This window comes from Tardiphaga sp., assembly GCF_044340795.1.
Taxonomy (GTDB): Bacteria; Pseudomonadota; Alphaproteobacteria; order Rhizobiales; family Xanthobacteraceae; genus Tardiphaga.
In genome coordinates, this window is sequence record NZ_JBIISY010000077.1 from 1 (window position 1) to 25965 (window position 25965).

28 protein-coding genes and 1 tRNA gene are annotated in these 25965 nt (G+C 64.2%); 8 read left to right on the forward strand and 21 right to left on the reverse strand.

Annotation, left to right across the window (positions count from 1 at the left end):
- Both atpA and ACIQ17_RS14505 read right to left on the reverse strand, forming a co-directional pair.
- Positions 1-1112: F0F1 ATP synthase subunit alpha (gene atpA, locus ACIQ17_RS14500; protein ID WP_398469752.1), on the reverse strand; the 1112-nt coding region annotated here is incomplete at its 3' end.
- Complete coding sequence (locus ACIQ17_RS14505; RefSeq protein WP_398469753.1) at positions 1112-1672, reverse strand: F0F1 ATP synthase subunit delta; 561 nt, start codon at positions 1670-1672, stop codon at positions 1112-1114. The genes atpA and ACIQ17_RS14505, both read right to left, overlap by 1 nt.
- Positions 1673-2380: 708 nt before the next feature.
- Here ACIQ17_RS14505 and ACIQ17_RS14510 point away from each other — a divergent pair.
- On the forward strand, positions 2381-2911 hold the full coding sequence (locus ACIQ17_RS14510) for a septal ring lytic transglycosylase RlpA family protein (RefSeq protein WP_398469754.1): 531 nt from the start codon (positions 2381-2383) through the stop codon (positions 2909-2911).
- A gap of 187 nt (positions 2912-3098) precedes the next feature.
- Positions 3099-4061 (forward strand): hypothetical protein, encoded by a 963-nt coding sequence (locus ACIQ17_RS14515; protein ID WP_398469755.1) that lies wholly within the window; start codon positions 3099-3101, stop codon positions 4059-4061.
- A 161-nt stretch (positions 4062-4222) separates the two neighbouring features.
- Here ACIQ17_RS14515 and ACIQ17_RS14520 read toward each other — a convergent pair whose 3' ends face one another.
- The 14 genes from ACIQ17_RS14520 to ACIQ17_RS14585 all read right to left on the reverse strand — a co-directional run bounded on the left by ACIQ17_RS14520 (position 4223) and on the right by ACIQ17_RS14585 (position 15243).
- Entirely contained in the window at positions 4223-5650 is a 1428-nt protein-coding gene (locus tag ACIQ17_RS14520) for a S41 family peptidase (RefSeq protein WP_398469756.1), read from the reverse strand.
- Complete coding sequence (locus ACIQ17_RS14525; protein WP_398469757.1) at positions 5647-7017, reverse strand: murein hydrolase activator EnvC family protein; 1371 nt, start codon at positions 7015-7017, stop codon at positions 5647-5649. The genes ACIQ17_RS14520 and ACIQ17_RS14525 overlap by 4 nt, the downstream gene beginning before the upstream one ends.
- A gap of 19 nt (positions 7018-7036) precedes the next feature.
- The gene (gene rlmH, locus ACIQ17_RS14530) at positions 7037-7519 is read right to left on the reverse strand and encodes a 23S rRNA (pseudouridine(1915)-N(3))-methyltransferase RlmH (protein ID WP_398469758.1); all 483 of its coding nucleotides are present in this window, start codon (positions 7517-7519) and stop codon (positions 7037-7039) included.
- A 103-nt stretch (positions 7520-7622) separates the two neighbouring features.
- The gene (gene rsfS / locus ACIQ17_RS14535; RefSeq protein WP_398469777.1) at positions 7623-7988 is read right to left on the reverse strand and encodes a ribosome silencing factor; all 366 of its coding nucleotides are present in this window, start codon (positions 7986-7988) and stop codon (positions 7623-7625) included.
- 426 nt (positions 7989-8414) lie between these two features.
- Positions 8415-9035 (reverse strand): nicotinate-nucleotide adenylyltransferase, encoded by a 621-nt coding sequence (locus ACIQ17_RS14540; RefSeq protein ID WP_398469778.1) that lies wholly within the window; start codon positions 9033-9035, stop codon positions 8415-8417.
- Positions 9036-9070: 35 nt separating this feature from the next.
- Positions 9071-10363 carry a glutamate-5-semialdehyde dehydrogenase gene (locus tag ACIQ17_RS14545; RefSeq protein WP_398469759.1) on the reverse strand — a complete coding sequence of 431 codons (1293 nt, stop codon included), beginning with the start codon at positions 10361-10363 and terminating at the stop codon, positions 9071-9073.
- Between the two features lie 139 nt (positions 10364-10502).
- Complete coding sequence (hpxZ, locus tag ACIQ17_RS14550) at positions 10503-10886, reverse strand: oxalurate catabolism protein HpxZ (RefSeq protein ID WP_398469760.1); 384 nt, start codon at positions 10884-10886, stop codon at positions 10503-10505.
- Between the two features lies 1 nt (position 10887).
- Positions 10888-12303, reverse strand: a complete 1416-nt coding sequence (locus tag ACIQ17_RS14555; protein WP_398469761.1) for an AtzE family amidohydrolase — start codon at positions 12301-12303, stop codon at positions 10888-10890.
- Positions 12293-12469, reverse strand: a complete 177-nt coding sequence (locus tag ACIQ17_RS14560) for a DUF4089 domain-containing protein (RefSeq protein WP_398469762.1) — start codon at positions 12467-12469, stop codon at positions 12293-12295. The genes ACIQ17_RS14555 and ACIQ17_RS14560 overlap by 11 nt, the downstream gene beginning before the upstream one ends.
- A gap of 50 nt (positions 12470-12519) precedes the next feature.
- Complete coding sequence (locus ACIQ17_RS14565) at positions 12520-13491, reverse strand: Bug family tripartite tricarboxylate transporter substrate binding protein (RefSeq protein ID WP_398469763.1); 972 nt, start codon at positions 13489-13491, stop codon at positions 12520-12522.
- Between the two features lie 55 nt (positions 13492-13546).
- On the reverse strand, positions 13547-13891 hold the full coding sequence (locus ACIQ17_RS14570; RefSeq protein ID WP_398469764.1) for a cupin domain-containing protein: 345 nt from the start codon (positions 13889-13891) through the stop codon (positions 13547-13549).
- Positions 13892-13918: 27 nt separating this feature from the next.
- Complete coding sequence (locus ACIQ17_RS14575) at positions 13919-14623, reverse strand: nitrile hydratase subunit alpha (RefSeq protein WP_398469765.1); 705 nt, start codon at positions 14621-14623, stop codon at positions 13919-13921.
- Positions 14616-14933: an SH3-like domain-containing protein gene (locus ACIQ17_RS14580; RefSeq protein WP_398469766.1), complete on the reverse strand. Its 318-nt coding sequence runs from the start codon at positions 14931-14933 to the stop codon at positions 14616-14618. The genes ACIQ17_RS14575 and ACIQ17_RS14580 overlap by 8 nt, the downstream gene beginning before the upstream one ends.
- The gene (locus tag ACIQ17_RS14585; RefSeq protein ID WP_398469767.1) at positions 14923-15243 is read right to left on the reverse strand and encodes a nitrile hydratase; all 321 of its coding nucleotides are present in this window, start codon (positions 15241-15243) and stop codon (positions 14923-14925) included. The genes ACIQ17_RS14580 and ACIQ17_RS14585 overlap by 11 nt, the downstream gene beginning before the upstream one ends.
- Before the next feature lie 150 nt (positions 15244-15393).
- On the opposite strand from ACIQ17_RS14585, the gene ACIQ17_RS14590 reads away from it, so the two are divergent.
- Entirely contained in the window at positions 15394-16290 is an 897-nt protein-coding gene (locus tag ACIQ17_RS14590; RefSeq protein ID WP_398469768.1) for a LysR family transcriptional regulator, read from the forward strand.
- 97 nt (positions 16291-16387) lie between these two features.
- On the opposite strand, the gene ACIQ17_RS14595 is transcribed toward ACIQ17_RS14590, so the two are convergent.
- From ACIQ17_RS14595 to ACIQ17_RS14610, 4 genes are all read right to left on the reverse strand, one after another.
- Positions 16388-16463: transfer RNA gene (locus ACIQ17_RS14595), tRNA-Thr, on the reverse strand.
- Positions 16464-16579: 116 nt separating this feature from the next.
- Positions 16580-18307, reverse strand: a complete 1728-nt coding sequence (locus ACIQ17_RS14600; protein ID WP_398469769.1) for a heme biosynthesis HemY N-terminal domain-containing protein — start codon at positions 18305-18307, stop codon at positions 16580-16582.
- Between the two features lie 7 nt (positions 18308-18314).
- Positions 18315-19511, reverse strand: coding sequence for a COG4223 family protein (locus ACIQ17_RS14605; protein ID WP_398469770.1), 1197 nt, complete (start codon positions 19509-19511; stop codon positions 18315-18317).
- Positions 19512-19580: 69 nt separating this feature from the next.
- Positions 19581-20312 (reverse strand): uroporphyrinogen-III synthase, encoded by a 732-nt coding sequence (locus ACIQ17_RS14610; RefSeq protein ID WP_398469771.1) that lies wholly within the window; start codon positions 20310-20312, stop codon positions 19581-19583.
- A 118-nt stretch (positions 20313-20430) separates the two neighbouring features.
- Here ACIQ17_RS14610 and tsaD point away from each other — a divergent pair, with 118 nt between their 5' ends.
- The 4 genes from tsaD to ACIQ17_RS14630 are packed head-to-tail and all read left to right on the forward strand — an operon-like array spanning position 20431 to position 23577.
- Positions 20431-21504 (forward strand): tRNA (adenosine(37)-N6)-threonylcarbamoyltransferase complex transferase subunit TsaD, encoded by a 1074-nt coding sequence (tsaD, locus tag ACIQ17_RS14615; protein WP_398469779.1) that lies wholly within the window; start codon positions 20431-20433, stop codon positions 21502-21504.
- Positions 21505-21508: 4 nt separating this feature from the next.
- Entirely contained in the window at positions 21509-22489 is a 981-nt protein-coding gene (locus tag ACIQ17_RS14620; protein ID WP_398469772.1) for an NAD(P)H-dependent glycerol-3-phosphate dehydrogenase, read from the forward strand.
- Between the two features lie 3 nt (positions 22490-22492).
- Positions 22493-22909 carry an EVE domain-containing protein gene (locus tag ACIQ17_RS14625; RefSeq protein ID WP_398469773.1) on the forward strand — a complete coding sequence of 139 codons (417 nt, stop codon included), beginning with the start codon at positions 22493-22495 and terminating at the stop codon, positions 22907-22909.
- Positions 22876-23577: a class I SAM-dependent methyltransferase gene (locus ACIQ17_RS14630; RefSeq protein WP_398469774.1), complete on the forward strand. Its 702-nt coding sequence runs from the start codon at positions 22876-22878 to the stop codon at positions 23575-23577. Before ACIQ17_RS14625 ends, ACIQ17_RS14630 begins: the two co-directional genes overlap by 34 nt.
- 2 nt (positions 23578-23579) lie before the next feature.
- On the opposite strand, the gene ACIQ17_RS14635 is transcribed toward ACIQ17_RS14630, so the two are convergent.
- The gene (locus tag ACIQ17_RS14635; protein ID WP_398469775.1) at positions 23580-24716 is read right to left on the reverse strand and encodes a DNA topoisomerase IB; all 1137 of its coding nucleotides are present in this window, start codon (positions 24714-24716) and stop codon (positions 23580-23582) included.
- Positions 24717-24940: 224 nt separating this feature from the next.
- On the opposite strand from ACIQ17_RS14635, the gene ACIQ17_RS14640 reads away from it, so the two are divergent.
- The coding region (locus ACIQ17_RS14640) for an AMP-binding protein (protein ID WP_398469776.1) at positions 24941-25965 on the forward strand (1025 nt) is incomplete at its 3' end.

Genomic DNA, 25965 nt, shown 5'->3' on the forward strand with positions numbered 1-25965 from the left:
GACAGACCGACGTTCACGGCAGGACGGATGCCCTGGAAGAACAGGTCGGTTTCAAGGAAGATCTGACCGTCGGTGATCGAAATCACGTTGGTCGGGATGTAGGCCGACACGTCGTTGGCCTGGGTTTCGATGACCGGCAGAGCGGTCAGCGAGCCATTGCCCTGCTCGTCGTTCAGCTTCGCAGCGCGCTCGAGGAGACGCGAGTGGAGATAGAACACGTCGCCCGGATAAGCTTCGCGGCCCGGCGGGCGGCGCAGCAGCAGCGACATCTGGCGGTAGGCCACGGCCTGCTTCGACAAGTCGTCATACACGATCACGGCATGCATGCCGTTGTCGCGGAAGAACTCGCCGATGGTGCAGCCGGTGAACGGCGCGATGTACTGCATCGGAGCCGGGTCCGACGCGGTGGCGGCGACGACGACCGAATATTCCAGCGCGCCCTGCTCTTCGAGCACCTTCACGAACTGGGCAACGGTCGAACGCTTCTGACCGACTGCGACGTAGACGCAATACAGCTTCTGGCTCTCGGGAGCGCCGGCGCCGTTCAGCGACTTCTGGTTCAGGATGGTGTCGAGGGCGATCGCGGTCTTGCCGGTCTGACGGTCACCGATGATCAGCTCGCGCTGGCCACGGCCGACCGGGATGAGGGCGTCGATCGACTTCAGGCCGGTCGCCATCGGCTCATGCACCGACTTGCGCGGAATGATGCCCGGCGCCTTGACGTCGACGCGCATGCGCTTGTCGGCCTGGATCGGGCCCTTGCCGTCGATCGGATTGCCGAGACCATCGACCACGCGGCCGAGCAGACCCTTGCCGACCGGCGCGTCCACGATGGCGCGGGTACGCTTGACGGTCTGGCCTTCCTTAATTTCACGGTCGGCACCGAAAATAACGACACCGACATTGTCGGTTTCGAGGTTCAGCGCCATGCCGCGCGTGCCGTTCTCGAACTCGACCATTTCACCGGCCTGAACATTGTCGAGACCGTAAACGCGGGCGATACCGTCACCGACGGACAGCACCTGGCCGACTTCAGAAACCTCGGCTTCCTGGCCGAAATTCTTGATCTGATCCTTGAGGATTGCGGAAATTTCTGCGGCGCGGATGTCCATCAGCCTGCCTCTTTCATCGCGTGCTTGATCGAGTTGAGTTTGGTGCGAAGCGAGCTATCGACCATGCGGCTGCCGAGTTTAACGACAAGCCCGCCGATGATGGACGGATCGACCTTCACGTTGAGCGCGACATCCTTGCCGGTCACTGACTTCAGTGCGGCCTTCAAGGCGTCGAGATTCTTGTCCGAGAGCGGCTCGGCGACGGTGACGTCGGCGGTGGCTTCACCCTTGAACTTCGCGACCAGCGCATTGAACGCGCGGATCACGTCCGAGACGGCGAACAGGCGACGGTTCGCGACCAGGACGTTGAGGAGATTGGCTGTCACGCCGGAAATACCGGCCTTGGCGAGCACCGCGCCCAGCGCCTTGCGCTGGTCATCGGCGGTGAACACCGGACTGCGAACGAGGCGGGCGAGGTCCGCGCTCTCGTTGAGCAGTGCTGCAAACTTGTCGAGATCGGCCTTCACCGCATCGACGGATTTTTCGTCGCGCGCCAGCTCGAACAGGGCTGTTGCGTAACGACCGGACACTCCCGAAACCGACGGATCTTCTGCTGCCACGAATTGTGCTCTTCAGGCTGTCAAATTCGCAAGGGGAAAACCATCGCCGAAAAGGTGGCGCCTGGCGGTCCAAGTCCTTGGAATTCAAGCGGGACTTCGATTCTTCAGGCAGCGGCAGAGCGCCCCCGCCCGTTCAAATCGCGGCTTTGCTAGCATGGCGCGCACGGCCATGCAACGCGACGAAAGCGTTTGATGATGCCTTGTCGCAGGCAACAGCGAAGAATCGTTTCAGAGAACCGCGCGACGAAATTTCAGGGGTCGACGTGGCGTGTTTCGGCGCACTTGAAAATCGCGGGATCTGAATTCCGCATTGCGGCAGGTGAGTCGATTTCTGCGGCCATGGCAATTCACATGGCGGTGTGCAGCAACGGGCCTGCCGGTCGCCCAGTCCGCCCAAGGCCCGGACGCCTCGCATCCGTCCGGCTGCATGACAGCGCATTCACAATTACTTAACGAATTCTTCTTTGGCCCAACTATCACTTGGATATACAGTATAGCCAAGTAATTGAACGTAATCACTTCAGTTAAAAAATCATTAACGGCTATCGTTAGCCATGATCTGTTCCATCACAAGATATTTCAACGTGAAACGGAACGAATTGTTTGCCTAGTTTACGCCTCAATACGTCGTCAAACGCAGCTCCAGTCGAATTGGGACGGGGGTCCACTTGCCACATTTGTGGCAATACTGTCTGAGGACTAAGATTTATGCTGCGTTACGGAAAGTCGGCGCTGGGTCTGGTTGCCCAGCCGCGCATGGCGGTCGCTCTGATTGCCGCCAGTGTCGCTCTTGGGGGAACGGTTTCGGAAGCTTCGGCCAAGTCCAAGCACCGCCATCACCACAAGCATCACCATCATCACGTCGCCAAGAAGTCTGCGGCGGAGACCAACCCATTCGAAGCCAATGCGTCGATCGGCCCGTTCCTGCCGGAGGTTGCCGCCCCCGTCCGCACCGGCGGTCGCAGCTTCTCCGGCGTGGCATCGTTCTATGGCAACGAAGCCGGCAACAAGACCGCTTCCGGCGCACGCTTCAACCAGAATGCCATGACTGCCGCGCATCGTTCGCTGCCATTCGGCACCAAGCTGCGCGTGACCCATGGCGGCCGCAGCGTCGTCGTCACCGTCAATGACCGTGGCCCGTTCATCAAAGGCCGCGTGCTCGATCTGTCCAAGGGCGCAGCCAGCGCCATCGGGCTGACCAGCCGCGGCGTCGGCAAGGTCGTCGCCGAGGTGATGTAAGAAGAACAGCGTATCGCGTTTCTGATCTTCCAGGTTCAGTAGCGTTGCGTTCGAGTAGCGTTGAGTAAGCGTAGAGTAAAAGAGCCTGTCGTCATCAAATGACGGCAGGCTTTTTTGTATGACAACAGAACCGCATCGGTGTTCAGGGCGACAACCACGCACTGACATTTGAAACGAAGGAAAGATGATGAGCGCAAATGCCATCCGCCGAACCGTTGTCGTTCTCTCCTGCCTCGCAGCCTGCGGCTTGATGCCGCTTGATGCCGCCGCACAGACACCGCAGCGCGTGAACGGCACCACGGTGACCATGACGCCCCCAGCCGGCTTTGCGCCCGCCAAGGATTTTGCCGGCTTTGCCGACGAGAAAACCAAATCCAGTATCCTGATCGCCGAACTGCCACCGGAAGCCTGGCCACAGCTCTCCGCGCTGTTCGGCAATCTCGACACGGTGCGCGCCGGCTTCAAGCAGAAGGGCATCGATGTCGCGACGCTGGACAAGGTGCCGACCGCATCGGGCGAGGCTTTCCTCGCCAGCGGCACGCAGACGGCTGCCGGCACCAAACTCGCCAAATGGGTCGCACTGGCGCAGGGCAGCCGCACGGTGATGATCACGGTGCAGGCCATGCCGGCCGCAAAACTCGACGATGCCGCCATCAAGGCGATGCTGAAGACAGTGTCGCTCGGTGCACCACCGTCCGAAAGCGACAAGCTGGCAAGCCTGCCGTTCAAGGTGGCGCCATCGGCGCCGTTCCGCGTACTCGACACGATGGGCGGCACCGGCGTGGCCATGACCGTGGGCGAGAAGAATGTCGATCCCAAAGGCGAGCAGCCGCTTCTGATCGTCTCGTCACAGGTGAGTGGCGGACCGGTGACCGGCATCGATCCCGCCGTCGTTGCGAAGACGCTGCTGAAGCAGACGCGGGAAATGGAATCCGCTGAGATCGACACCGAAAAGAAAGTCTCGTTCGGCGGCAGCAGCGACGGCGTGTTGCTGGAAGGCAAGGCCGGCGAGAACAAGCGGTTCGTGCAGTATTTTGCGACTGGCCCGAAAGGGCATTTCGTGCGGTTGGTGTCGTTCTTCGCGGCGGATCGCAACAGCGAACTGCGCCCGGCGATCGAGAAGGTCGCAGGATCGATCGCGTTCAAGTAGGCCCCGACCGTAGGACGGATTAGGCGAAGCCGTAATCCGCCGCGGAGTTTCAGCCGCTAACTCGGCCGGCGGATTACGCTTCGCTAATCCGCCCTACGGCACAGTTCCTCAAACAAAAAGGGCGGCCCCCAGAGGCCGCCCTTCTTCTTATCCTATCGGCTTTACTTCGCCGCCGGCTTGTTGCCCGAGGTCTCGGCGGGCTTGTCGCCAGCCTTGTTCTCATTGGCAGGCTTGTCACCAGCCGGCTTCTCGCCCTGCGCAGCCTTCACTTCCGGCTGGGTGACCGCGGCATTCGAGGTCACCTTGATGCCGTGCAGCAGATCCGCAGCAGCCTTCAGCGCCTTGTCGTTCTTGGCATCCGGCGGCACGTAGGACTGCGAACCGGTCTTCTCGTCGCCATCGTTCTTCAGATGGCCACGCAGCGAGGCCTCGCCCTTGGTGTCGGTGCGCGACTTCAGCTCATCCGGCACGTCCTGCACGATCTCGATATCCGGCACGATGCCCTTGGCCTGGATCGACTTGCCCGACGGCGTGTAATAGCGCGCCGTGGTGAGACGCAGCGCGCCATTGCCCGAACCGAGCGGGATGATGGTCTGCACCGAGCCCTTGCCGAACGAGCGCGTGCCGAGAATGGTCGCGCGCTTGTGGTCCTGCAATGCGCCGGCGACGATTTCCGACGCCGAGGCCGAACCGCCATTGATCAGCACCACCACCGGCTTGCCCTTGGTGAGGTCGCCCGTATGCGCCGTGCGGCGCTGGGTTTCCTCGGCATTGCGGCCGCGGGTCGAGACGATCTCGCCGCGATCGAGGAACGCATCCGACACGGTGACCGCTTCTTCCAGCAGGCCGCCCGGATTGTTGCGGAGGTCGATGATGTAGCCCTTCACCTTGTCGGCGCCGATCGCCGCGGTCTGCGCCGCGATCTCGCGCTTCAGGCCTTCAGTGGTCTGCTCGTTGAAGGTGGTGACGCGGATATAGGCGATGTCATCCGACTCCACACGCGCACGCACCGAGCGGACGCGAATATTGTCGCGCACCAGCGTGACGTCGAGCGGCGCATCGGCGCCCTTGCGGATGATCTTCAGCTTGATCTTGGTGTTGACCGGACCACGCATCTTTTCGACGGCCTGGTTCAGGGTCAGGCCCTGCACCGCTTCGTCGTCGAGATTGCTGATGATGTCATTGGCCATGATGCCGGCCTTGGATGCCGGAGTATCGTCGATCGGCGACACCACCTTGATCAGGCCGTCTTCCATGGTGACCTCGATACCGAGACCGCCGAATTCACCGCGGGTCTGCACCTGCATGTCACGGAAGCTCTTGGCGTCCATGTAGCTGGAATGCGGATCGAGGCCGGTGAGCATGCCGGAGATCGCGGATTCGATCATCTTGCTGTCGTCCGGCTTCTCGACATAGTCGCTGCGGACGCGCTCGAACACATCGCCGAACAGGTTCAGCTGACGATAGGTGTCGGAGGTGGCGGCGCGGGCGCTCGTGCCCATGAACACGGCGCGAGGCTGCGTGACGAACAGCGTCAGGGCGGCACCGGTCGCAGCACTCAGCAGAATTATGGAAGTCTTGCGCATCATCCGCGAACCTTCTCGCCTTCGTTAGCGGCCCACCAGGGGCCAGGATCAATTGGAGTGCCGTCTTTACGGAACTCAATATACAGAACCGGTTGGCTGGCATTGGTCGCGAATACCGAGGCCATCCGGGATGTCGATCCCATCACCGCGATGGGTTCCCCGGCCAGCACGAACTGACCAATGTTCACCGAAATACGCTCCATCCCGGCGATCAGGACATGATATCCGCCCCCGGCATTGAGGATCAAGAGTTGTCCATAGCTGCGGAAGGGTCCGGAATAGACCACCCAGCCATCACACGGGGTTGTGACCTGTGCACCCGCACGCGCGGCCACCGAGATGCCTTTTTCCGCGCCACCAACACCGTCCGCGACGCCATAGTTCCGCAGCCGGATGCCGTTCACCGGCATCGCCAGCATGCCCTTGGCCGAGGCGAAGGCGATCGCCGGTGCCATGCGACCGGCATTCTTCAGCGCTTCGACATTCGGCTTGCCGTTGGCGAGATCGGCCGGCGCACCTTGCAGGTTGGCGGTCTGGGTCGCCTTGGCCGCCGCCTTGGATTCCTGCTCCATCTTGGCGACGAGCCCTTGCAGGCTGTCGACCTGCCGCGCCAGCGCGATCGCCCGCGCGTTCTCCGCATCGATGTCCTTCTCGACGGCCGCGAGCTGGCGCTGCCGCTCGCCGGTGAAGGAGGTCAGACGGGTCTGCTCTTCCCTGAGCTTGTCGCGATCGACGGCGAGCTGATCGCGCTCGGTCGAGATCGCCTTGCGCAGATTTACCAGCTCGCCGAGATCGGCAACGAGCTTTTCAGCACGCACGCGCATGTCCGGCACGACAGAGCCTAGCAGCATCGCGGTGCGCAGCGACTGCAACGCATCTTCGGGCCGCACCAGAAGCGCCGGCGGCGCGCGGCGGCCGGCGCGCTGAAGCGCAGCCAGGACTTCCGCAATTTCACCGCGCCGCGAATCCAGCGAGGTGCGGATTTCGCGCTCGCGCGCATCGAGGGGGCGCAAGCGTCCCTCGGCATCGTCGATCTTGGTTTCGACGCCGCGCACACGCGCCGCGATATCGATCAGTTGCTGATTGAGCTTGCCGCGATCCTGGCCGATCGCCGCGATGTCGGCCTTCAGCTTGGCCTGCAATTCTGCAGCCTTCTGCTGCTGCTCGCGTGCGGCCTGCAATTCCTGCTCACGCTGGCGAATGAGATCGGTCGATGGTGCCGCCGCTTCCTGCTGTGGCGGAGCTGCCGGCGTCGTTTGCGCTTTGGCCGATTCCACGCCGATGCCGGCCAGACCCGCCGACAGCAGCAGGGCCGGAAACGACGTGGCACGTCGTCCGAAGTCACGGTGAGAGGGCCGCAGCGACAGCATCAAAGTTTCGAAAGCGCCTTTACACGCGATGATAGGGGTGGCCAGCGAGAATCGTGGCAGCCCGGTAGATCTGTTCCAAAAGCATGACGCGAACCATCTGGTGCGGCCATGTCGCCGAGCCGAAGGCAATGCTGAGTTTGGCTTTGCGCCGCAATTCGGGCGAAAGTCCGTCCGCGCCGCCGATGACAAAAACATAATGTGACACCGATTCGTCCCGTGCCCTGCCAAGATGGCGCGCGAAGCTGGCGCTATCAATGCTGGAGCCGCGCTCGTCCATGGTGACGAGGATCGCTTTTTCCGGGATCAGGGCGGCGATGGCCGTCCCTTCCTCGGCCATCCGGGTCGCCGTGTCGCGCGCCCGGCTTTCCGGAATTTCATGAACACTCAGGCTGCGGAAACCGAGCTTGCGGCCGATATCGTCGAACCGTTCACGGTAACGCTCGGCCAGCTCGCGCTCGGGACCTTGCTTGAGCTTGCCGATGGAAATGACAAGGAGATGCATGAAATCACCGTAGCCCGGATGGAGCGCAGCGCAATCCGGGGACCGGCGTTTCAGTTAACTTTGCTGGTCCCGGATTTCGCTACGCTCCATCCGGGCTACAGATTCAGACGGCCTTCAAACTCACCCGCTGTTCGTCCTGGGTGTTCTGCGCCCACAGACGTTCGATGTTGTAGAATTCGCGGACTTCCGGCCTGAACACATGCAAAATCACTTCGCCTGTGTCGACCAGCACCCAGTCGGCATTGGTCATGCCTTCCACATGCAGCTTCTTCTGCCCGGCTTCCTTCAGGCCCTTCGTGACATTCTCCGCGATCGAGGAGACATGGCGGTTCGACCGCCCCGTCGTCACCACCAGATAGTCCGAAAATGCCGACTTGCCGCGCAGGTCGATGGTGACGGTCTCTTCCGCCTTCATGTCCTCGAGGCGGCCCAGCACCAGCTTCAGAGTCTCCGCAGCGCTGTCACGCACGGCCTCGGCGGCAGCAGCCTTCTTCGGCGCGGCCTTCTTGGCGATCACGGCCTTGGCGACGGTGGACTTTTCGGACTTCGCCTTGGCAGCTTTCGGAGCGGCGGCCTTTTTCGGCACAGCAGCCTTTTTGGCTGGTGCCTTCTTCGGAGCCTTGTCGGCCGCAGCTTTTTCAGCCGGAGCCTTCTTGGCGGAAGCGGACTTCACCGAAGCCTTCTTATCGGTGGAAGCGGCGGCTTTTGACGACGCCTTTTTGGAAGCGCCCGTCTTAGACATTGAAGTCTTGGACGATGAGGTGGCCAGGTGACCATTCCTTTCAGTGAGGGACCGCCAATCCGGCGCCCGGTGAATCGAATACGCATATGGGTTCGCCGGACTCAGTCGTCCAGCACGCGACCATACTAGCACGTCTCGTGGTTGCAGGGGGACTCAGCTTTTCCAGCTTCCGTCCGGGTTCCGCAGCCGGGTGGACGACATGGTCAGCTTCAGGCCAGTCAGGAAGGTCCAGGCGGGCGGATTCTGCTCGGCCAATGATCTGGAATCGCGCTCCGGACGACGAAAACGCGCCAGAGCGTGCGGCGCCCTTGCGGCCAAAGCGCGGCATCCTTGCGATGCCGGATTGGACGAGGCGCGGTCGATGGCGGCAATCGGGACGAGCCCGGCAATCTGCCGCCAGCGCCCCCAGCGGTGAAACTGGGCGAGATTGTCGGCTCCCATGATCCAGACGAATCGTGCTTGCGAGCATCGCCGGTGCAGAAAAGTGACGGTGTCGACGGTATAGCGCGTGCCAATGACGCTTTCGAGACAGCTCACCACGATCCGCGGGTGGTCGGCTACCCTCGCCGCCGCCTCGGCGCGCTCGGACAGGTCATGGAGGTTGCTGCGATCCTTGAGCGGATTGCCGGGGGACACCAGCCACCAGACGAAATCCAGCTCCAGCCGCTTCATGGCGAACAGGGTGGCGGCGCGATGGGCGGCATGGGGCGGATTGAACGATCCGCCGAGCAGCCCGATTCGCAAACCGGGCGCGACCGGCGGAAAGCCGTGCATGAAGACCGGTGATCGCGGCGCCCGCAGGCGATCACTCACGGCCGCGTCTGCCCGGTGCCGTGGACGCGATATTTGAAGCTCGTGAGCTGCTCTGCGCCGACGGGGCCGCGGGCGTGGAATTTGCCGGTGGCGATGCCGATCTCGGCGCCAAAGCCGAACTCGCCGCCATCGGCGAATTGCGTCGAGGCGTTATGCAGCACGATGGCCGAATCGACCTCGTTAAGGAAGCGCATCGCCACCGCATCATCCTCGGTCACCACCGCATCGGTGTGATGCGAGGAATGCGCATGGATATGCGTCAGCGCATCGTCGAGACCATCGACCACGCGCGCGGAAATGATCGCATCTTCGTATTCGGTGTCCCAATCCTCGGCCGTCGCAGCCTTCACGCGCGCATCCGCCTGCTGCACGGCGTCGTCGCCGCGCACTTCGCAGCCGGCCTCGATCAGCATGTCGACCAGCGGCTTCAGATGCGTGCCGACCACCGCCTTGTCCACCAGCAGCGTTTCCGTCGCGCCGCAGACGCCAGGCCGGCGCATTTTCGCATTCAGCACGATCGCCTTCGCCATATCGAGCTTGGCGCCACGGTCCACATAGACGTGATTGACGCCTTCGAGATGCGCGAACACCGGCACGCGCGCTTCCGCCTCGACGCGCGCCACCAGGCTCTTGCCACCGCGCGGCACGATCACGTCGATGCCGCCATTCAGGCCGGTGAGCATCAGCCCCACCGCCGCGCGGTCGCGCGTCGGCACCAGCGAGATCGCCGCTTCCGGCAGGCCCGCTTCGCGCAGGCCCTGCACGAGGCATTCATGGATGGCGCGGCAGGAGCGGAAGCTGTCGGAGCCGCCGCGCAAAATCACCGCATTGCCCGACTTCAGGCACAGCACGCCGGCATCGGCCGCCACATTCGGCCGGCTTTCGAAGATCACGCCGACGACGCCGAGCGGCACCCGCACGCGCTCGATGGTCATGCCATTCGGCCGCTGCCAGCGTTCGGAGACATGGCCGACAGGGTCGGTGATGTCATGAATGACACGGATGCCATCCGCCATCGCCTGCACCCGCGCGTCGGTCAGGGTCAGCCGGTCGATGAAGGCCGATGTCGCGCCATTGGCACGGACTTCGGCCACATCCTCGGCATTGGCCGCCAGGATCAAAGCCGATCCGGCCCGGATCGCCGCTTCCATGGCCGCCAGCGCGCGATTTTTCTGCTCCGTTGGCGCCACCGCGAGCGCCCGGGCCGCCACGCGGGCGCGGGCGGCGAGGTCGTTCATCAGAACCGGCAGATCGGCCGATCCGTCGATGGCTTTCAGCGAGGCGGTCATGGGAGGCTCAGGGGCTAAGATACGGAATTTGTACCCCAAAATAGGGGCTAAGGCCCGCAAGGTCAAAGCATCGCCCAAATCCGCCGCCCGATTATGCGAAACGCGGCCGCCCCGAGACATCATCCCGCTCTAACGGCAGTCAGGCCTCGTCGATCAGGCTGACGGAGGCCGCCACGATGCGCCAGCCCTCGGCAAAGCGGATCCAGGTCTGCATCTGGCGCCCCACTTTGCCGGGAACGGTGTCGCGATAGAACAGCGTCGATGCCACGGCCGTATCGTGCCCATAAGCAGTGATCACCGTCCGCTCGAGACGGCGCATCAGGCCGACCGGCGAACGGGCGCCGCGAAAGGCCTGGATTTCCGCATGTCCATAGAGGTTTTCCCCGATCCCGTACCGGATCGTTCGCGGATCGACGCGAAACAGCTCTCCCAGAACCGCGACGTCGTTCGACGTCAAAGCCTGCTCATATCGCTGGAAGGCTGCGCTCACCTCAGCGACGACCTCGGGCAGATCGATATCCATTTTAGGATCCCCTTGCGCGTGGCGCTGCGATCGCGCCCGCCTGCTGCAGGTGCCAGGCGACGCGCAGGCCGATATCTTCGCGCCAAGGCGCCGTGATGATCTGCACGCCGATGGGCATCGGCGCGCGCGGTACCGGAACGACGACGACGGGCAAGCCGATGAAGGAGATCGGCTGCGTGTGGAGGCCGATACTGGTTCGCACCGGCCGCTCGACCCCGTCGAGTTCGCATGTCGCCTGACCCAGCGTCGGCGCAGTAAACGGCGTCGCCGGCGCAACGATCACATCGACATCGCGGAAAACGTCCAGGACCCTGTCGCGATACCAGCGCCGGAATTTCTGGGCCCGGTCCACCAGTGCAGCCGGCACCATGGCGCCCGCGAACAACCGGTCACGCACAGCAGGATCGAAATCCGCGGCGCGACTGCGCAAGCGATCGAGATGCAGCGAAGCCCCCTCCACTGTGGAGATCAAGAATGCTGCGGCTCTCGCACGATCGGCCTCGGGAAATTCCGCAACAGCGGTTGCGCCGAGCGCGTCTGCGATGGCGGCAACGGCTTCTTTCGCCTCCGGGGTCAGGTTGGTCTGGAAATATCCGCCGGCCGTGGCAATCCGCAATCCGTCGATGCCCTTTGCGATCAGCGACGACACGTGTTCGACAGGGCGTGCAGCGCAGGCTGCGTCGTCGAGATCCGAACCTTGCATGGCATCATAGGCGCAGGCGAGATCCTCGACGCGGCGGGCGAAGGGACCGAGATGATCGAGGCTCGGCACGAACGGAAATGTGCGCGCGCGCGACAGCCGCCCGTAAGTGGGCTTCAAACCAAATATGCCACAGAAGGACGCAGGGACCCGGATTGATCCATTGGTGTCCGACCCAAGCGCAATCGGCACAAGCGCGCCGCCGACTGCACCACCCGAGCCGCCCGACGAACCGCCGGTCATCCGTGTGACGTCATGCGGATTCCGCGAGGAACCGTCGTGGATATTCTCGCCGGTGAAGTCATAGGCGTATTCGCCCATGTTCAGCGCGCCGACGAGCACAGCCCCTGCCGCTTCCATCCGCTGCACCAAAGCGGCGTCGCGCCCAGCCGGCTGGCCGTCGCGATTGATCTTCGACCCCGCCCGCGTCACGACACCTTCGATATCGAACAGGTTCTTGACCGCAAAGGGGACGCCGGCCAGCGGGCCAACGCTCTCGCCTTTTGCGATCGCGCCATCAAGTGCACGCGCTTTGGCGCGTGCACGATCCGCCGTGATGTCGGTGAAGGCGTTGAGCACCGGATTGTGACGCTCAATGCGCGCCAACGCGGCGTCAACGACCTCGAGTGCCGTCGTGTGCCCGGAGGCCACGGCACGAGAGATATCAGACGCCTGACGCCATTCTCCGTCGGCTGTGAAAACAGCATCAAGCGACATAGATACTAGCCGGTTCGGAGTCATCGGGAAGCTTGAAGTCATCGACAAGACGAGCCATCGCCATCACGCCGACATTGGCCCTGATCGCCGGCAGCCAGTCAGGTTCGATCCGAAGGTCGAGAGCCGATGCCATTGCGTCGATATAGGCGTCCCATTCATGAGGCATTTGTCGTCCGTCCGACTCTGGCTGATGACCGATGAGCGTCGCGCGTCGGCTCATTCGATCTTCACACCCGCTTCTTTGACCACGCGCCCCCATTTCTCGTGCTCGGTCTTGACGAACTCGCCCAGTTGCTCCGGCGTCATGAGACGAATGTCGCCACCGAACACAGCGAACTGGTCCTGCACTTCCTTCGTCTGAAGGATCTGGTTGATCTCGGTATTCAGCTTCATGACGATTTCACGCGGGGTGCCTTTCGGCGCGAATAGCGCGAACCATCCGGTGACATCGAAACCTTTGAGGCCGCTCTCCTGCAGTGTCGGCACGTCGGGGAGTTGCGGAGCCCGCGTCGCGGATGTCACGGCGAGTGCGCGCAGATTGCCCGCCTTCACCTGCTCGATGCAGGAGGGGAAATTATCGAAATCGATATCCACCTGCCCCGCGACCAGATCCGTGATGGCTTGCGCGGAGCCGCGATAAGGCACATGCGTCATCGGCGCGCCGGTGGCGAGCTTGAACATTTCGCCCGCGAGATGGATCGACGTGCCGACGCCTGACGACGCCATGGCGAACTGGCGCTTGGACGCTTTCGCTTCCACGATGAATTCCGCAACCGTTTTGGCCTTCACCGTCGTCGGGTTCACAGCCATGACATTCGGCGTCCCCGCCAGATAGGCGATCGGCTCGAAATCCGTCAGCGGATTGTAGGGCATGCGCGGATAGATGTGCGGATTGATGGCCTGTGTCGCGATCACACCCAGCCCGATCGTATAGCCATCAGGCGGCGCCTTCGCGATCACATCGACACCGATATTGCCGCCGGCGCCGCCGCGATTGTCGATGACGAATGACTGACCGAGCCTTTCAGCGAGCTTGTCGGTGACGGCGCGCGTGAAGATGCTGCTCGAACCGCCCGCCGCATAAGGCACGATCACCCGGACGGGCTTGTTGGGATAGGGCTGCTGCGCCATCGCAGCGGATGCAGAGACGGTGAGCAGCAGGGCGGAGAGGGCACCAATATATTTCATGAAATGTCATTCTCGTGCTGTGATCGATGTCTCCCTCGCGCGGGAGCGCGATGGGTTACGACTGGGATCCGCGAATGAAATCGGCCTTGCCGACGCCCTGGACCAGGATCATGCGGCATCGCTTGCCGTCGGCTGACGACACCCGATGTTCGAGACCCGGCGTCACGTCGAAGCGCTCGCCGACGGCGACCAAAGCGTCTTCGCTCCGACCTTTGATCTGGATGCGACCGACGCCTTCGAGGCAGAAGAATGTGTCGGTGATTTCCGTATGCCGATGCCAGGGCACACACTGGTCGCCCTCGAAGGTCTGCGCCGACACCCGCACATCGACGCCGATCGCGACATGTTCGAGACCGTAATTGCGTTCACTTGGCTTCACGAGATTGGTCGTATCCGACATGGTCATGATCCTTTGCTGGCGTGAACATCACTGATGGTGCGGTGATTCCGGATCGGCCGCCGCGACGCGGCCGGGATCGAGCGCAAGGGCGCAGCCGATCAACGAATCCCGGCAAACGAGCGCGGCAAGTTGCTCTTCGCTCATCCCCTCGCTGCCGTCAGGCCGGCGCGGGATGACGACGTAACGCAGGTCGGCATTGCTGTCGTGAACGCGGATTTCAGTGGTGTCGGGAAAATCGAGACCGAATTCGCGCAGCACTTTGCGCGGCTCGCGCACCGTACGCGACCGGTAGGCCTTGCTGACATAGAAGGCGGGTGGCTCGCCGAGCAGCGAGCGCGGGTAGCAGGAGCACAGCGTGCAGACCACGACATTGTGCATGTCAGGCGTATTCTCCAGCGCAACCAGGGCCGCTTCCGTAACGGGAATGCCGAGCTCGATCGCGGCCTTCTTCGCATCCGCCATCATCCGCGCGCGGTAGTCCGGATCGACCCACGCCTTGGCGACCATCCGTGCCGCCTGATGCGGCGTGCGCAGTTCGTTGCTTTCGAGGCGCACGCGGATCTCGTCCGCCGTGAGGATGCCCTGTTCGATCAGCATGCCCTTGAGCGCGATAAACTTCGCTTCATGCTCGGTCAGTTCGAGATCGTCATCCTCGTTGGCGGCGTGAGCATCATGGGGATGATCGTGATGGTGATCATGCTCATGGTCGTGGTCGTGCGGATGATCAGGCATCGTTTACCTCCTGCTCGCGCTCCGGCCGCAGCCAGTGGTCATAGACTTCGAGCTCCAGCGTGTCGGTCGGGTCGCCCGCGTAATCCGGCCAGAGATCCTGCTGCCTGAGCCGGACGCGATAGAGGCGCACCGCCGTGCCGCGACCACGGCCATAGGCGCGGTCTTCGGGATTTTCATAGGTGCCACCATAGCGCTCGACGACGCCGACTTTCTCGCGCGCGTAGTGAGGGACGCGCACATGGCCGGTTTTGGCGAGATCGACGATCCGCACGCGGGCGCCCGGCGCATAAAGTGGTGGATCAAAAGACATGATCGCGCGAACCGCTGGCGAGAATCTGCTGCGTACGGGCGCGATGCTCCTCCGCATCGATGGTCCCGCGTTCGATCAACAGGCGCAGCCAGCCATCGAGGCGGCGACCGTAGAGATAGGATTTGGCGTAGTCTTCGGGTGCCATCTCCTCGACGGCGCGACGGAATTCATCGAGCGTGATGTCCAGTTTTGCGGACAGCAGATTAACGACGGCGATGAGCTGCTTTTCCCAGAACAACTGGCGGCGCTCGTCACGCGGGATATCGCCGGCCGGCTTTCCACCGAGATCACTGATCAATCGTTCCGACATCGAAGCTCCAGCACGGTGGCAGGCCCAAAGGACGCTCAAGGGATGTCCGAGGGATGCGATGGCGGCGCCTCTTTGCGCCTGTCAGAAAGTTGACATGACATTTGTCAGAGGTCCAATATATGGAAAGCGCTTTCTTGATACCTTTCAGGCATGATGATCGAGCTGCGACACGTGAACTACTTCCTGGCTCTGGCGGAGGAGAAGCATTTCACCCGCGCCGCCGAGCGGAGCGGCATCCAGCAGCCGCCATTCAGCCGGCAGATCCGCGATCTCGAAGAGATGGTCGGGGCGCGGCTGTTCTCGCGTGCGCCGAACGGCACTTTCCTGACCGAAGCGGGCCTGGCCTTCCTGGCGGCGGTCCAGAATGTGCCGGGGCAGATCCAGCGGGCGGCGCGTGATGCGCAGCGGGCGGCCCGCGGCGAGGTCGGCTCGTTGCGGGTGGGCTATACCGGCTCTGCAGCGTTTAACCCGGTGGTGGCGGCGACCATCCGCTCGTTTCGCCGCACCTATCCCGAGGTCGATCTCAGTCTTGAGGAAGCCAACACGCCGCGGCTGATCGAGGGCGTCAAGGACGGCTCGTACGACGTGGTGTTCCTGCGCCCCGGCGCATCCGGCAGCGCCGACCTGCAGGAGCGCCTGCTGGTGTCGGAGGCGATGGTCGCCGTCCTGCCGGCCGATCATCCGCTGTCGAAATCCGAAACGATCAAACTTGCCGTCCTGAAGGAGGAGCCCTTCATCCTGCTGCCGCCCGCAGCCGGCCCGATTTTGCACGACGAGATCTATGCGGCCTGCCGCAGCGCCGGATTTGAACCCAGCCTCGGCCAGATGGCCCCGCAGATCGGTTCGGTGATCAACCTTGTCGCGACCGGGCTCGGCGTTTCGCTGGTTCCCGAATGCATGCGCTGCATGCAGGTGCCCGGCATCGTATTCCGTACATTGGCTGGAAAAAGCCCGATCGCCCGGCTGGCCGTTTCGCTCCGACGAGGCGAAAGCGCAGCGACCGTCCGCAATTTCATTCAGGAATGCAAACGCCAGATCGATCCATGACCGGTCCAGATCGATCCATGACCGGTGCTGTGTGGCGCGATTTGCGGGCAGGTGGAATTAAGTCCAAGGGCCCTGAGCGGCGCATCGAGGGCTTGGCTGGTGCCGCAAACAGGACTCGAACCTGTGACCCCGTCATTACGAATGACGTGCTCTACCAACTGAGCTATTGCGGCGAACCATGGTCGCGATTCGGCTGGGCAGCCGGTCGCGATGAGGCCTCTGATATCGTCCGCACCCCGGTTTTGCAAGGCGCGGAAGGGCTGCCGGATACGAAAAGCGCAGCTTGGGGTCAGCCGCCCCAGCGGCGCATGAAGCCGCGCCAGCCGCCTTGCTGCTGGCCACCGTTCAATTCGGCGAATTCGTCGCGATAGGGGTCTTCCTCGTCGACGCCCGGATCGTCCGGGGCGCGGGTGATGGGGATGACGGCCGGAATCGGCACTGCCGGCCTGGCGCTCTTGGCGAGGTCGGCGCGTTCGCGGAACAGCGGGACCGGGGCAGGCTCGGATTTGGGCGGTGGCGAGGCGTCGGCGGGCGGGGCCTCGGTCACCGGTTCCGGATCGGGCTCGGCCGGCGCGGCGGGCGTCAGGATCGGCTCGGGCGGTTTTTCGGTGATGGGCGTGGCCGGGACGGGCTCGGCCAATGGCTGAACCACCGGGTGCGGCATCGGCGGCGCCAGCACGGTTTCGCGCAAGATTTCGGCTTCCAGCGAGGCCAGGGGGTCGGCATCGCTCGATGGCAAAGCGGCCAGCGGCTCCTGCCACTGGAAGGCATCGATGCGGCCGGTGACCGGCGACACCGGGCGCCAGCGCTCGGAGACATAGCCATCCGCCGTCCAGACCGGATCATGGCGGGCGCGGACGGCGCGCAGGGTCCAGGCGCGGGCGCGGCCGCTGTCGCCATGTTCGGTGCGCTCCAGCTCGGCCATCAGCATGGCGGTGCGCTGGGTCGGCTCGGCGATGAAGGGGGCGAGGGCGTCGCGGGCCTTGCCGAATTCGGCGGCGTCGATGGCGGCGCGGGCGATGGCCAGCGCGCCTTCCACATGGCCGGGCACCTTCGACGCCAGCGTCTCGACGCGGACCAGGCGCTGACGCGCGGAATCGCCGAGTTTCACATGGGCATAGGCGTCGGCGAGATCGGGATGCGGCTGCGCCAGCCAGCCGGCCTCGATGATCTTCATGGCGCGGCGGATCTGATGCGCCTCGCTCTGGAACCGCGCTGCCAGCACGGCCGCGGGGATCAGGGTCGGAGCGAGACGGATCGCTTCCATGGTGCTGTCCCGCGAGAGATCGCGATCCTTCGTTTCGGCATCGAGCGCACGCGCAGTGAGCAGCACGCCGCGCTGGCGACGATAGGCGACGCGGTCGATCAGGCCGGAGGACAGATTGGCATCGAGAATCTTCAGCGCGCCGGTCCAGTCCGACTGGGCGCAGCGGAAACCGAGCACGGCCTGCGAGGCCCAGGTCGAATTCGGCGCGAGCTTCAATGCTTCTTCGGCCAGCGCCACGGCGCTGTGCGGATCATCGCTGCGCTGGGCCTCGATGAACAGGCCGCGCAGGCCGAGCAGGCGCGTATCCTGCCGCTCCGCCATCGCCTGAAATGCGCGATGCGCGCCGGCGCGGTCGCCGTCGAGCTGGGCGGATTGGGCATGCAGCAGCAGCGCGAGCGGATCATCCGAAGACAGGCGCTTCGCCACGCCGGCATGGCGTTTGGCCACTGCGCTATCGCCCTGGCCGATGGCGAGCAGGCCCTGCGTGATGGCATGGCGCCCGCGCAGCTGGCGCTTGTTGCGGCGGTGAAGGCGATAGCGCGCCGGCGCCCGCCAGACGCTGAAGACCAACCACACCAGCAGCATGCCGGCGAGGATGACGAGACCGAGCACCAGCACGAAGACCGGCAGCGAGGTCGAAAGCGTCCAGCCGCCCCAGGAGAGGACGACATCGCCGGTCTGGTCGGCGACCCAGGCGGCGCCGAAGGCCAGAAGCGCGATCAGGATGAGGAAGGCAACGATAGGGATCATCGGGCACTCACGGCGCTGGTTTGGAGAGCGCCGCCATGGCGTCGGCTGCGAATTGACGGGAAGCGGCCAGCGCCGCATCGCGCGCGGCGAGCCTGTCGAGCCAGGGCTGCACGGCGGCGCGATCAACCGCCGTGAGGGTCAGCAATTCACGCTTGGCGGCGGCGACATCGTTGCTGCGGGCCGCGGCGGTGGCGCGTGCGATGGCGCCGTGACTGCCGCTGCCAGCAGTATCGGTGCGCTCGATGCGCACGAGCTTTGCGGCACCGGCCTGCAGGCGATCGAGGAAGCCGGTGTTCGACGAGGCCGTTTCGGCTTGCGCCGGCGTGAGTTTTGGCAGCAACGCGAGTAATTCGCGGCTCAGCACGGCATCGCTCGGCACGCCGGCGGCGGCGAAGGCATCGAGCGGCTTGAGCAAGGCGGGATCGGCGGCGAGCGGTTTGACCGCTGCGAGGGCAGCCGCATAGGGCTCGCTCTGCCGCACGGACGTATCGAGCAGCGAGGCGGCGACGGTCCGGCGCAAGGCGGGATCATCGACGGGCTTTGCGCTCTGCTGATCGGCCGAGGTTTTCAGGTCACCGGCCGTGCGTTCGATCGCATTCAGACGCTCGGTGATCGGCGCGAGATCGACCACCGCTGCGGCTGCGGGACGCGGCGCGGATTTCAGCGTGTTGATCTCGGCCGCGGCACGATCCGATTGCGTCTTCGCCGCAGCGAGATCACTGCGCAGGGCGGCGATGGATTTTTCCAGCCCGTCGATGCGGGTGGCGAGGCTGGTATCCGGCTTCGGCAGCGGGCGGGCTTCGAGCTGGGTGACGCGCGTTGCCAGTTCATCACGCGCGGAGGTGTCTGCCGGCGTCATGTTGGTGAGCGCGATCCATGCGGCACCGGCCACGACGGCACCAGCCACGGCACCGGCGGCGATGGGCAGCACCAGCGCGGATTTTTCGCGCGGCGGCGATGCAGCGGCAGGTTCCTCGACAGCAGGCTCCGCGGCGGCAAAAGGCGGCATGTCGGAGGGCGACGTATCGTGATCGGACGTGTCGGGCTGCACCGCGTCCGGAGGTGCATCGGGCGCAGGCGCGGCGGGCTCTTCGCTCGCTTTGGGCCGTTCTGTCACATTGGTGGCAGCGAGTTCGAGGGTCGGCGGCTGGCGCTTGGGTCGGCCGGCATTGGGAACCGATCCCGTCTCATTGTCATCGGCCATGATGCAGTCCCTCGTGAGTCACACAGCCCCCTTAGCAGAGATTGGGTGGCCTCTCTGTTAACACCGGTTTTAGCGCGCATTTGGCGGGATGGCACGGGCCAGCGCCGCGAATAAGGCGTCTTCGTCCGGCGTGGCCGCGGCCATGACTTTTGTCGCACCGGCGTCATGGGCGATTTTCGCCACCGCGTCGGACAGGCCGAGATGCGGGATCGCCAGAGCGGAAATCTCGACACCGGCCAGGCCAGCGGCCTTGAAGAAGGCGCGGGCGCTACGGCGGGAATAATGCAGGACAGCCGCGATCTGGCCGGCGGCGAAGGCGGTGGTCACGTCATCGGGGAGGTCTGCCACCGGCGCCATGCGATAGGTCGTGTGGGTGACCACTTCAAAACCACGTGTCCCCAGCTCGGCAGCAAGATCGCGGGAGAGGTCGGCGCCCGCGAGATAGAGCAGCGGTTTCACGGCCTGCGCCCGCGCCGTCAGCAGCGCGCGCAGGTCATGGGCGTCGCCCCCGGCGGAGATGACATCGCGAAAACCCGCATCCTGTGCCGCCTGCGCGGTGCGGTCGCCGACGGCGAAGACAGGCAGGCGGAACAGGCGGCTGGCCGCCGGCTGATCGGCGAGGCCACGCAGGGCATTGGCCGAGGTCACGATCACGGCACCGAAATCGGCGTCCGCATCCAGCGAAAACAGCACCTTTTCGAACCGGAGCATCGGCGCCGAGAGAGCCACATAGCCCTGATCGCGCAAGGCGGCGGTGGTGCGGGCATTGTCCGGCTGCGGGCGGGTGACGAGAATGGCCATGAAAGGGCTCCCGGCGAGGAGTGATTGCACCTTGCGACCCCAGAGTGCTAGGCGAAGGGCAGCAAGAGCCCATATTTCCGAGACAATGCAAGGACCAAGCGTGACCGCCGACCAACCGATGCTGGTGCTGGGGATCGAGACGACCTGCGACGAGACCGCAGCCGCCGTGATCGAACGGCAGCCGGATGGCAGCGGCCGCATCCTCTCCAATATCGTGCATTCCCAAATCAGCGACCACGCGCCCTATGGCGGCGTGGTGCCGGAAATCGCCGCGCGCGCCCATGTGGACCTGCTCGACGGACTGATCGACCGCGCCATGGCCGAAGCCGGTGTCGGCTATGCCGAGCTGTCCGGCGTGGCAGCGGCGGCGGGCCCGGGGCTGATCGGCGGGGTGATCGTGGGGCTCACCACGGCCAAGGCCATCGCCATGGTGCATGACACGCCGCTCATCGCGGTGAACCATCTCGAAGCCCATGCACTGACGCCGCGTCTCACCGAGCCGCTGGCATTCCCTTATTGCCTGTTCCTGGTGTCCGGCGGGCATACCCAGATCGTCGCCGTGCTCGGGGTCGGCGAGTATGTGCGGCTCGGCACCACCGTCGATGACGCCATGGGCGAAGCCTTCGACAAGGTGGCGAAGATGCTCGGCCTGCCCTATCCCGGCGGGCCGCAGGTGGAACGCGCCGCGGCTAGGGGCGATCCGACGCGGTTCGATTTTCCGCGGCCGATGGTCGGGCGACCGGAGCCGAACTTTTCGCTCTCGGGACTGAAGACGGCCGTTCGCAATGAAGCCTCGCGCCTGTTGCCGCTGGAGGAGCAGGATATCGCCGATCTCTGCGCCGGTTTTCAGGCGGCCGTGCTCGCCTCGACCGCCGATCGGCTGAAGGTGGGCTTGCGCATTTTCACCGAACGCTTCGGGCCGCCGCAGGCGCTGGTGGCCGCGGGTGGCGTGGCCTCCAACCAGGCCATCCGCGGCGCGCTGGAAGCAATCGCGAAGAAAGCCGGCACCGTGCTGCTGCTGCCGCCGCCGGCGCTCTGCACCGACAATGGCGCGATGATCGCCTGGGCGGGCGCGGAGCGATTGGCGCTCGGCATCTCCGACGGCCTGGACGCCGCGCCGCGCGCACGCTGGCTGCTCGACGCCGATGCGAAGGCGCCGGCCGGACACAAGAACAGCCGTGCGGGATATTGATGCGATGAGCGCGTTTCAATCCATCGCAGTGATCGGCGCCGGGGCCTATGGCACCGCGCTCGCCGATGTCGCCGCACGCGCGGGCCGTGACGTCGTGCTCTATGCGCGTTCGCCGGCCGCCGCGGAGATGATGCAGACCTCGCGCAGCAATCCGCGGCTGCCGAGTGCAGGCATCGATGACGCCGTGTTCGTGACATCGGACCTCGCGCTGGCCGCGCGCGCCGATATCATCCTGCTCGCCGTGCCCTCGCAGCAATTGCGCGAGGCTCTGACGGCGATCGCGCCATTGCTGACGGCCGGCAAGCCCGTCGTTGCCTGCGCCAAGGGCATCGAGCAGGGCTCGCACAAATTCATGACCGAGGTGATCGCCGAGGTCGCGCCGGACGTGTTGCCGGCGATTCTGTCCGGCCCGAACTTCGCCGACGATGTCGCGGCCGGTCTGCCAACCGCAGTCACGCTGGCTTGCGCCGATGAAGACGTGGCGATCAGGCTCGTGCAGGCGCTGGGCTCGGCGACGTTCCGGCCCTATCACTCCACCGACGTACGCGGTGTCGAGATCGGCGGCGCGGCGAAGAATGTGCTGGCGATCGCAGCGGGCATCGTCGTGGGCCGCGAACTCGGTGCATCGGCGCTGGCGGCGCTCACCACGCGCGGCTTCAGCGAATTGCTGCGCCTCGGCGTGGCCTGCGGTGCACGGGCCGAGACGATTTCCGGCCTGTCCGGCCTCGGCGATCTCATTCTCAGCTGCTCCAGCGCGCAATCGCGAAATTTTTCGCTGGGTGTCGCGCTCGGCCGCGGCGAAGCGCCTCCGGCGGGCAAGCTCGCCGAAGGCGCCTTCACCGCGCCGGTGCTGATCGAGCTGGCCGAGGCCAGCAATATCGATATGCCGGTGGCGAAAGCGGTGGCGATGATTCTCGATGGCAGTTTGAGCGTCGATCAGGTGATCGAGGGCCTGCTGACGCGGCCGTTCAAGGCAGAAGGTTAGACGATGCAATACTGGCTGATCAAATCAGAGCCCGACGCCTGGTCGTGGGACGAGCAGAAGGCAGCCGGTGCCAAGGGCACCGAATGGACCGGCATCCGCAACCACACCGCCAAGCTGAACATGATGAAGATGAAGAAGGGCGACCGCGCCTTCTTCTATCACTCCAATATCGGCAAGGAGATCGTGGGCATCGCCGAGATCGTCAAGGAGTATCACCCCGACCCCACCGCCGAGCCGGGCACGCCATGGGTCTGCGTCGACGTCAAGGCCGTGCAGGACCTGCCGAAGCCGGTGTCGCTGGCCACGATCAAGGCCGAGCCGAAGCTCGCCAATGTCGCGATCATCAAGCAGTCCCGCCTATCGGTGCCGCCGATCACGGCCGAGGAATGGAAGCTGCTCTGCAAGATGGGCGGGCTGTGAGCGCGGGCACCAAGCCTGCGATTATCGATCCCGCCGGATTCATCCGCGCCAATACGCGCCTGCTCCCCGTGCCGCTGGTACCGGAAATCTCGCTGCATGTGGCGGATGAAGCCGTGCCGCTGTGGAGCAAGACCGAGGAAGAGCTCGGCGAAGCCGGCCTGCCGCCGCCGTTCTGGGCCTTTGCCTGGGCCGGCGGACAGGCGCTGGCGCGCTATGTGCTCGATCATCGGGAGCACGTTGCCGGGCACACGGTACTCGATCTCGCTTCCGGATCGGGACTGGTGGCGATCGCGGCAATGAAAGCGGGCGCAACGCGCGTGATCGGTTACGATATCGATGCCTTCGCGCGCGTGGCGATCGGGATCAATGCGACAGACAATGGTGTTGTTGTCGAAGCACGCAGCGATGATCTGCTTGGCGACTCTGTGGCCCCTGAGGCGCAGACGATCCTCGCCGGTGATATTTTCTATGAGCGCGATACGGCGGAACGGGCTTACGCATTTCTCTCAGGCCAAGCCGCGCGCGGCACCACCGTGCTGATCGGTGATCCCGGACGGAGTTACCTGCCGAAGGACAAGCTGCGGAAACTGGCGGAATACAAGGTGCCGGTGACGCGGGATCTCGAGGATGCGGAGATCAAGAACACGGCGGTGTGGACGCTGGCTTAGCGCTAGCCAGCCTCCGCTACCACCTGCGCCAAGAGCTGCTCGCGCTTCGACTGCGAGCGATAGCCGCTCTGTTTCGCGGCGATCCGCGCCAGTGCCCCGTTCTCGAATGCCGTCACGATGGTGCCGTGGACATAGCTCTTGCGGCAGATCGTGGCTGTGTTCGACAGCTCATCGGCAGCTGAACGCACCGCGTCCAGAACCTGTTTCTTGCGGCCGCGCGCCGACTTCGCCGGTTCGATATTCGCCAGCGTCTCGACCACCGTCGCCGAAGCCATCAGCGTGCGAAAATCCTTCAGCGAGATCTTGATGCCGGCTATGTCGCGCAGGAAGGCGTTCACTGCCGCCGTATTCACTTTGTGAATGCGGCCGACCTTGTCGGTGTACTGGAACAGGCGGCGACCCGGCACTTCGTGCAGGATGCCGATGGCGCGCACGAGCTTCGTCGCATCGCATTCCTTGCGCACGGCCTTGCCGCCCTTGGCCTTGAAGGACAGCACGACGCATTTGCCGTCGATCTGCACATTCGACTTCATCAGCGTGGTGGCGCCGCGGGTGCCGGAGAGCTTCATGTAGCTCTCATTGCCGGCTCGGATCGCGGTGCGGGTGACGAGTTCGATCACGGCCGCCAGCGCGAATTCGCGGGTCGGCTCCTCGCCGGCAAGATGTTGCGAGACGCTGCGGCGGATTTTCGGCAGGGCATTCACCAGTCGCGCCAGGCGATTCGCCTTGCGATGCTCCCGCACCTTCTCCCAATCGGCGTGATAGCGATATTGCAGCCGCCCCGCGGCGTCGCGGCCGACGGCCTGGAGATGCAGGTTGGGATCGACGGCATAGCGCACATCCACATAAGCGGGAGGCACCGCCATCGCGTTCAACCGGCGGATGGTGCCCGCATGACGGATGCGCGTCCCGTTCTCGCGAATGAAACTGTAAGCCTTGCCGCTCTTGCGGCGGCGGATGGTCAGTTCGGACTGATCACCGATGGTGAGGCCGAGCTCGCGTGCCAGCGCCTTGACCGTGCTCTTGCCCCGCAGTTTCGGTTGCTGCGCTGCCAGCTTGCCCGCCAGCAACTTGGCCGCTGCCAGCGCCGAGCGCGTTGTCGCACCGCGGGTCGCCGTAAAATTCTGTTGCTCCATCATGGCTTTAGGTACTTTCTCGTCCTCACCTTCCGTCGCGATAATGCGAATCAGCGGATTTTCGTTCCTGCGTCGCGTTCGCCGGATAGGTATTGCAACCGACGAAAGGGTGAGACGCGGCGACCTTGTTTGGTCCACCCGCCCCGACGCATAATTGGAACATCGAACGAGAAACGGCTTGCGGCGCAGGACTGTTTCTGTGGCTGCGAGAGTGAGTGGAGGGGACGATGTCCGACAAGATTTACGACGTACCGAGCGAATGGACCTCGCGGGCCTATCTCGATGACGCGAAATACAAGGAGATGTATGCGCGCTCGATCAGCGACAGCAATGGCTTCTGGGCCGAACAGGCGAAACGCCTTGACTGGAGCCACGCGCCCACGAAGATCGAAAACACCTCCTATGCGCCGGGCAATATCTCGATCAAATGGTTCGAGGATGGCGTGCTCAATGCCGCCTATAACTGCATCGACCGTCACCTGCCGAAGCGCGCCAACCAGACCGCGATCATCTGGGAAGGCGACGATCCGTCGAAGTCGAAGCACATCACCTATCAGGAGCTGCATGACGAAGTGGCCAGGATGGCAAATGTGTTGCGCAACCGGAATGTCGGCAAGGGCGACCGCGTCACCATCTATCTGCCGATGATTCCGGAAGCCGCCTATGCGATGCTCGCCTGCGCGCGGATCGGCGCGATCCATTCCGTCGTGTTCGCCGGCTTCTCGCCGGATTCGCTGGCGCAGCGCATCACCGACTGCCAGTCCAAGATCATCATCACCGCGGACGAAGGCCTGCGCGGCGGCAAGAAAGTGCCGCTGAAGAAGAATGTCGATGCAGCCGTGGTCAAGGCCGGCGGTGTCGATTGGGTCGTTGTGGTGAAGCACACCGGCACGCCGGTCGACATGGATCCGGCGCGCGACTTCTGGTACCGCGAAGCAGCCGAGATGGTCACCGCCGAATGTCCCTGCGAGGACATGAATGCGGAAGATCCGCTGTTCATCCTCTACACATCCGGCTCCACCGGCACGCCGAAGGGCGTGCTGCACACCACCGGCGGCTATCTCCTGTTCGCGTCAATGACGCATCAATATGTGTTCGACTATCACGAGGGCGACATCTACTGGTGCACGGCCGATGTCGGCTGGGTCACCGGCCACAGCTATATTCTGTACGGGCCGCTGGCCAATGGCGCGACCACGCTGATGTTCGAAGGCGTGCCGAACTATCCGGACAATTCGCGCTTCTGGCAGGT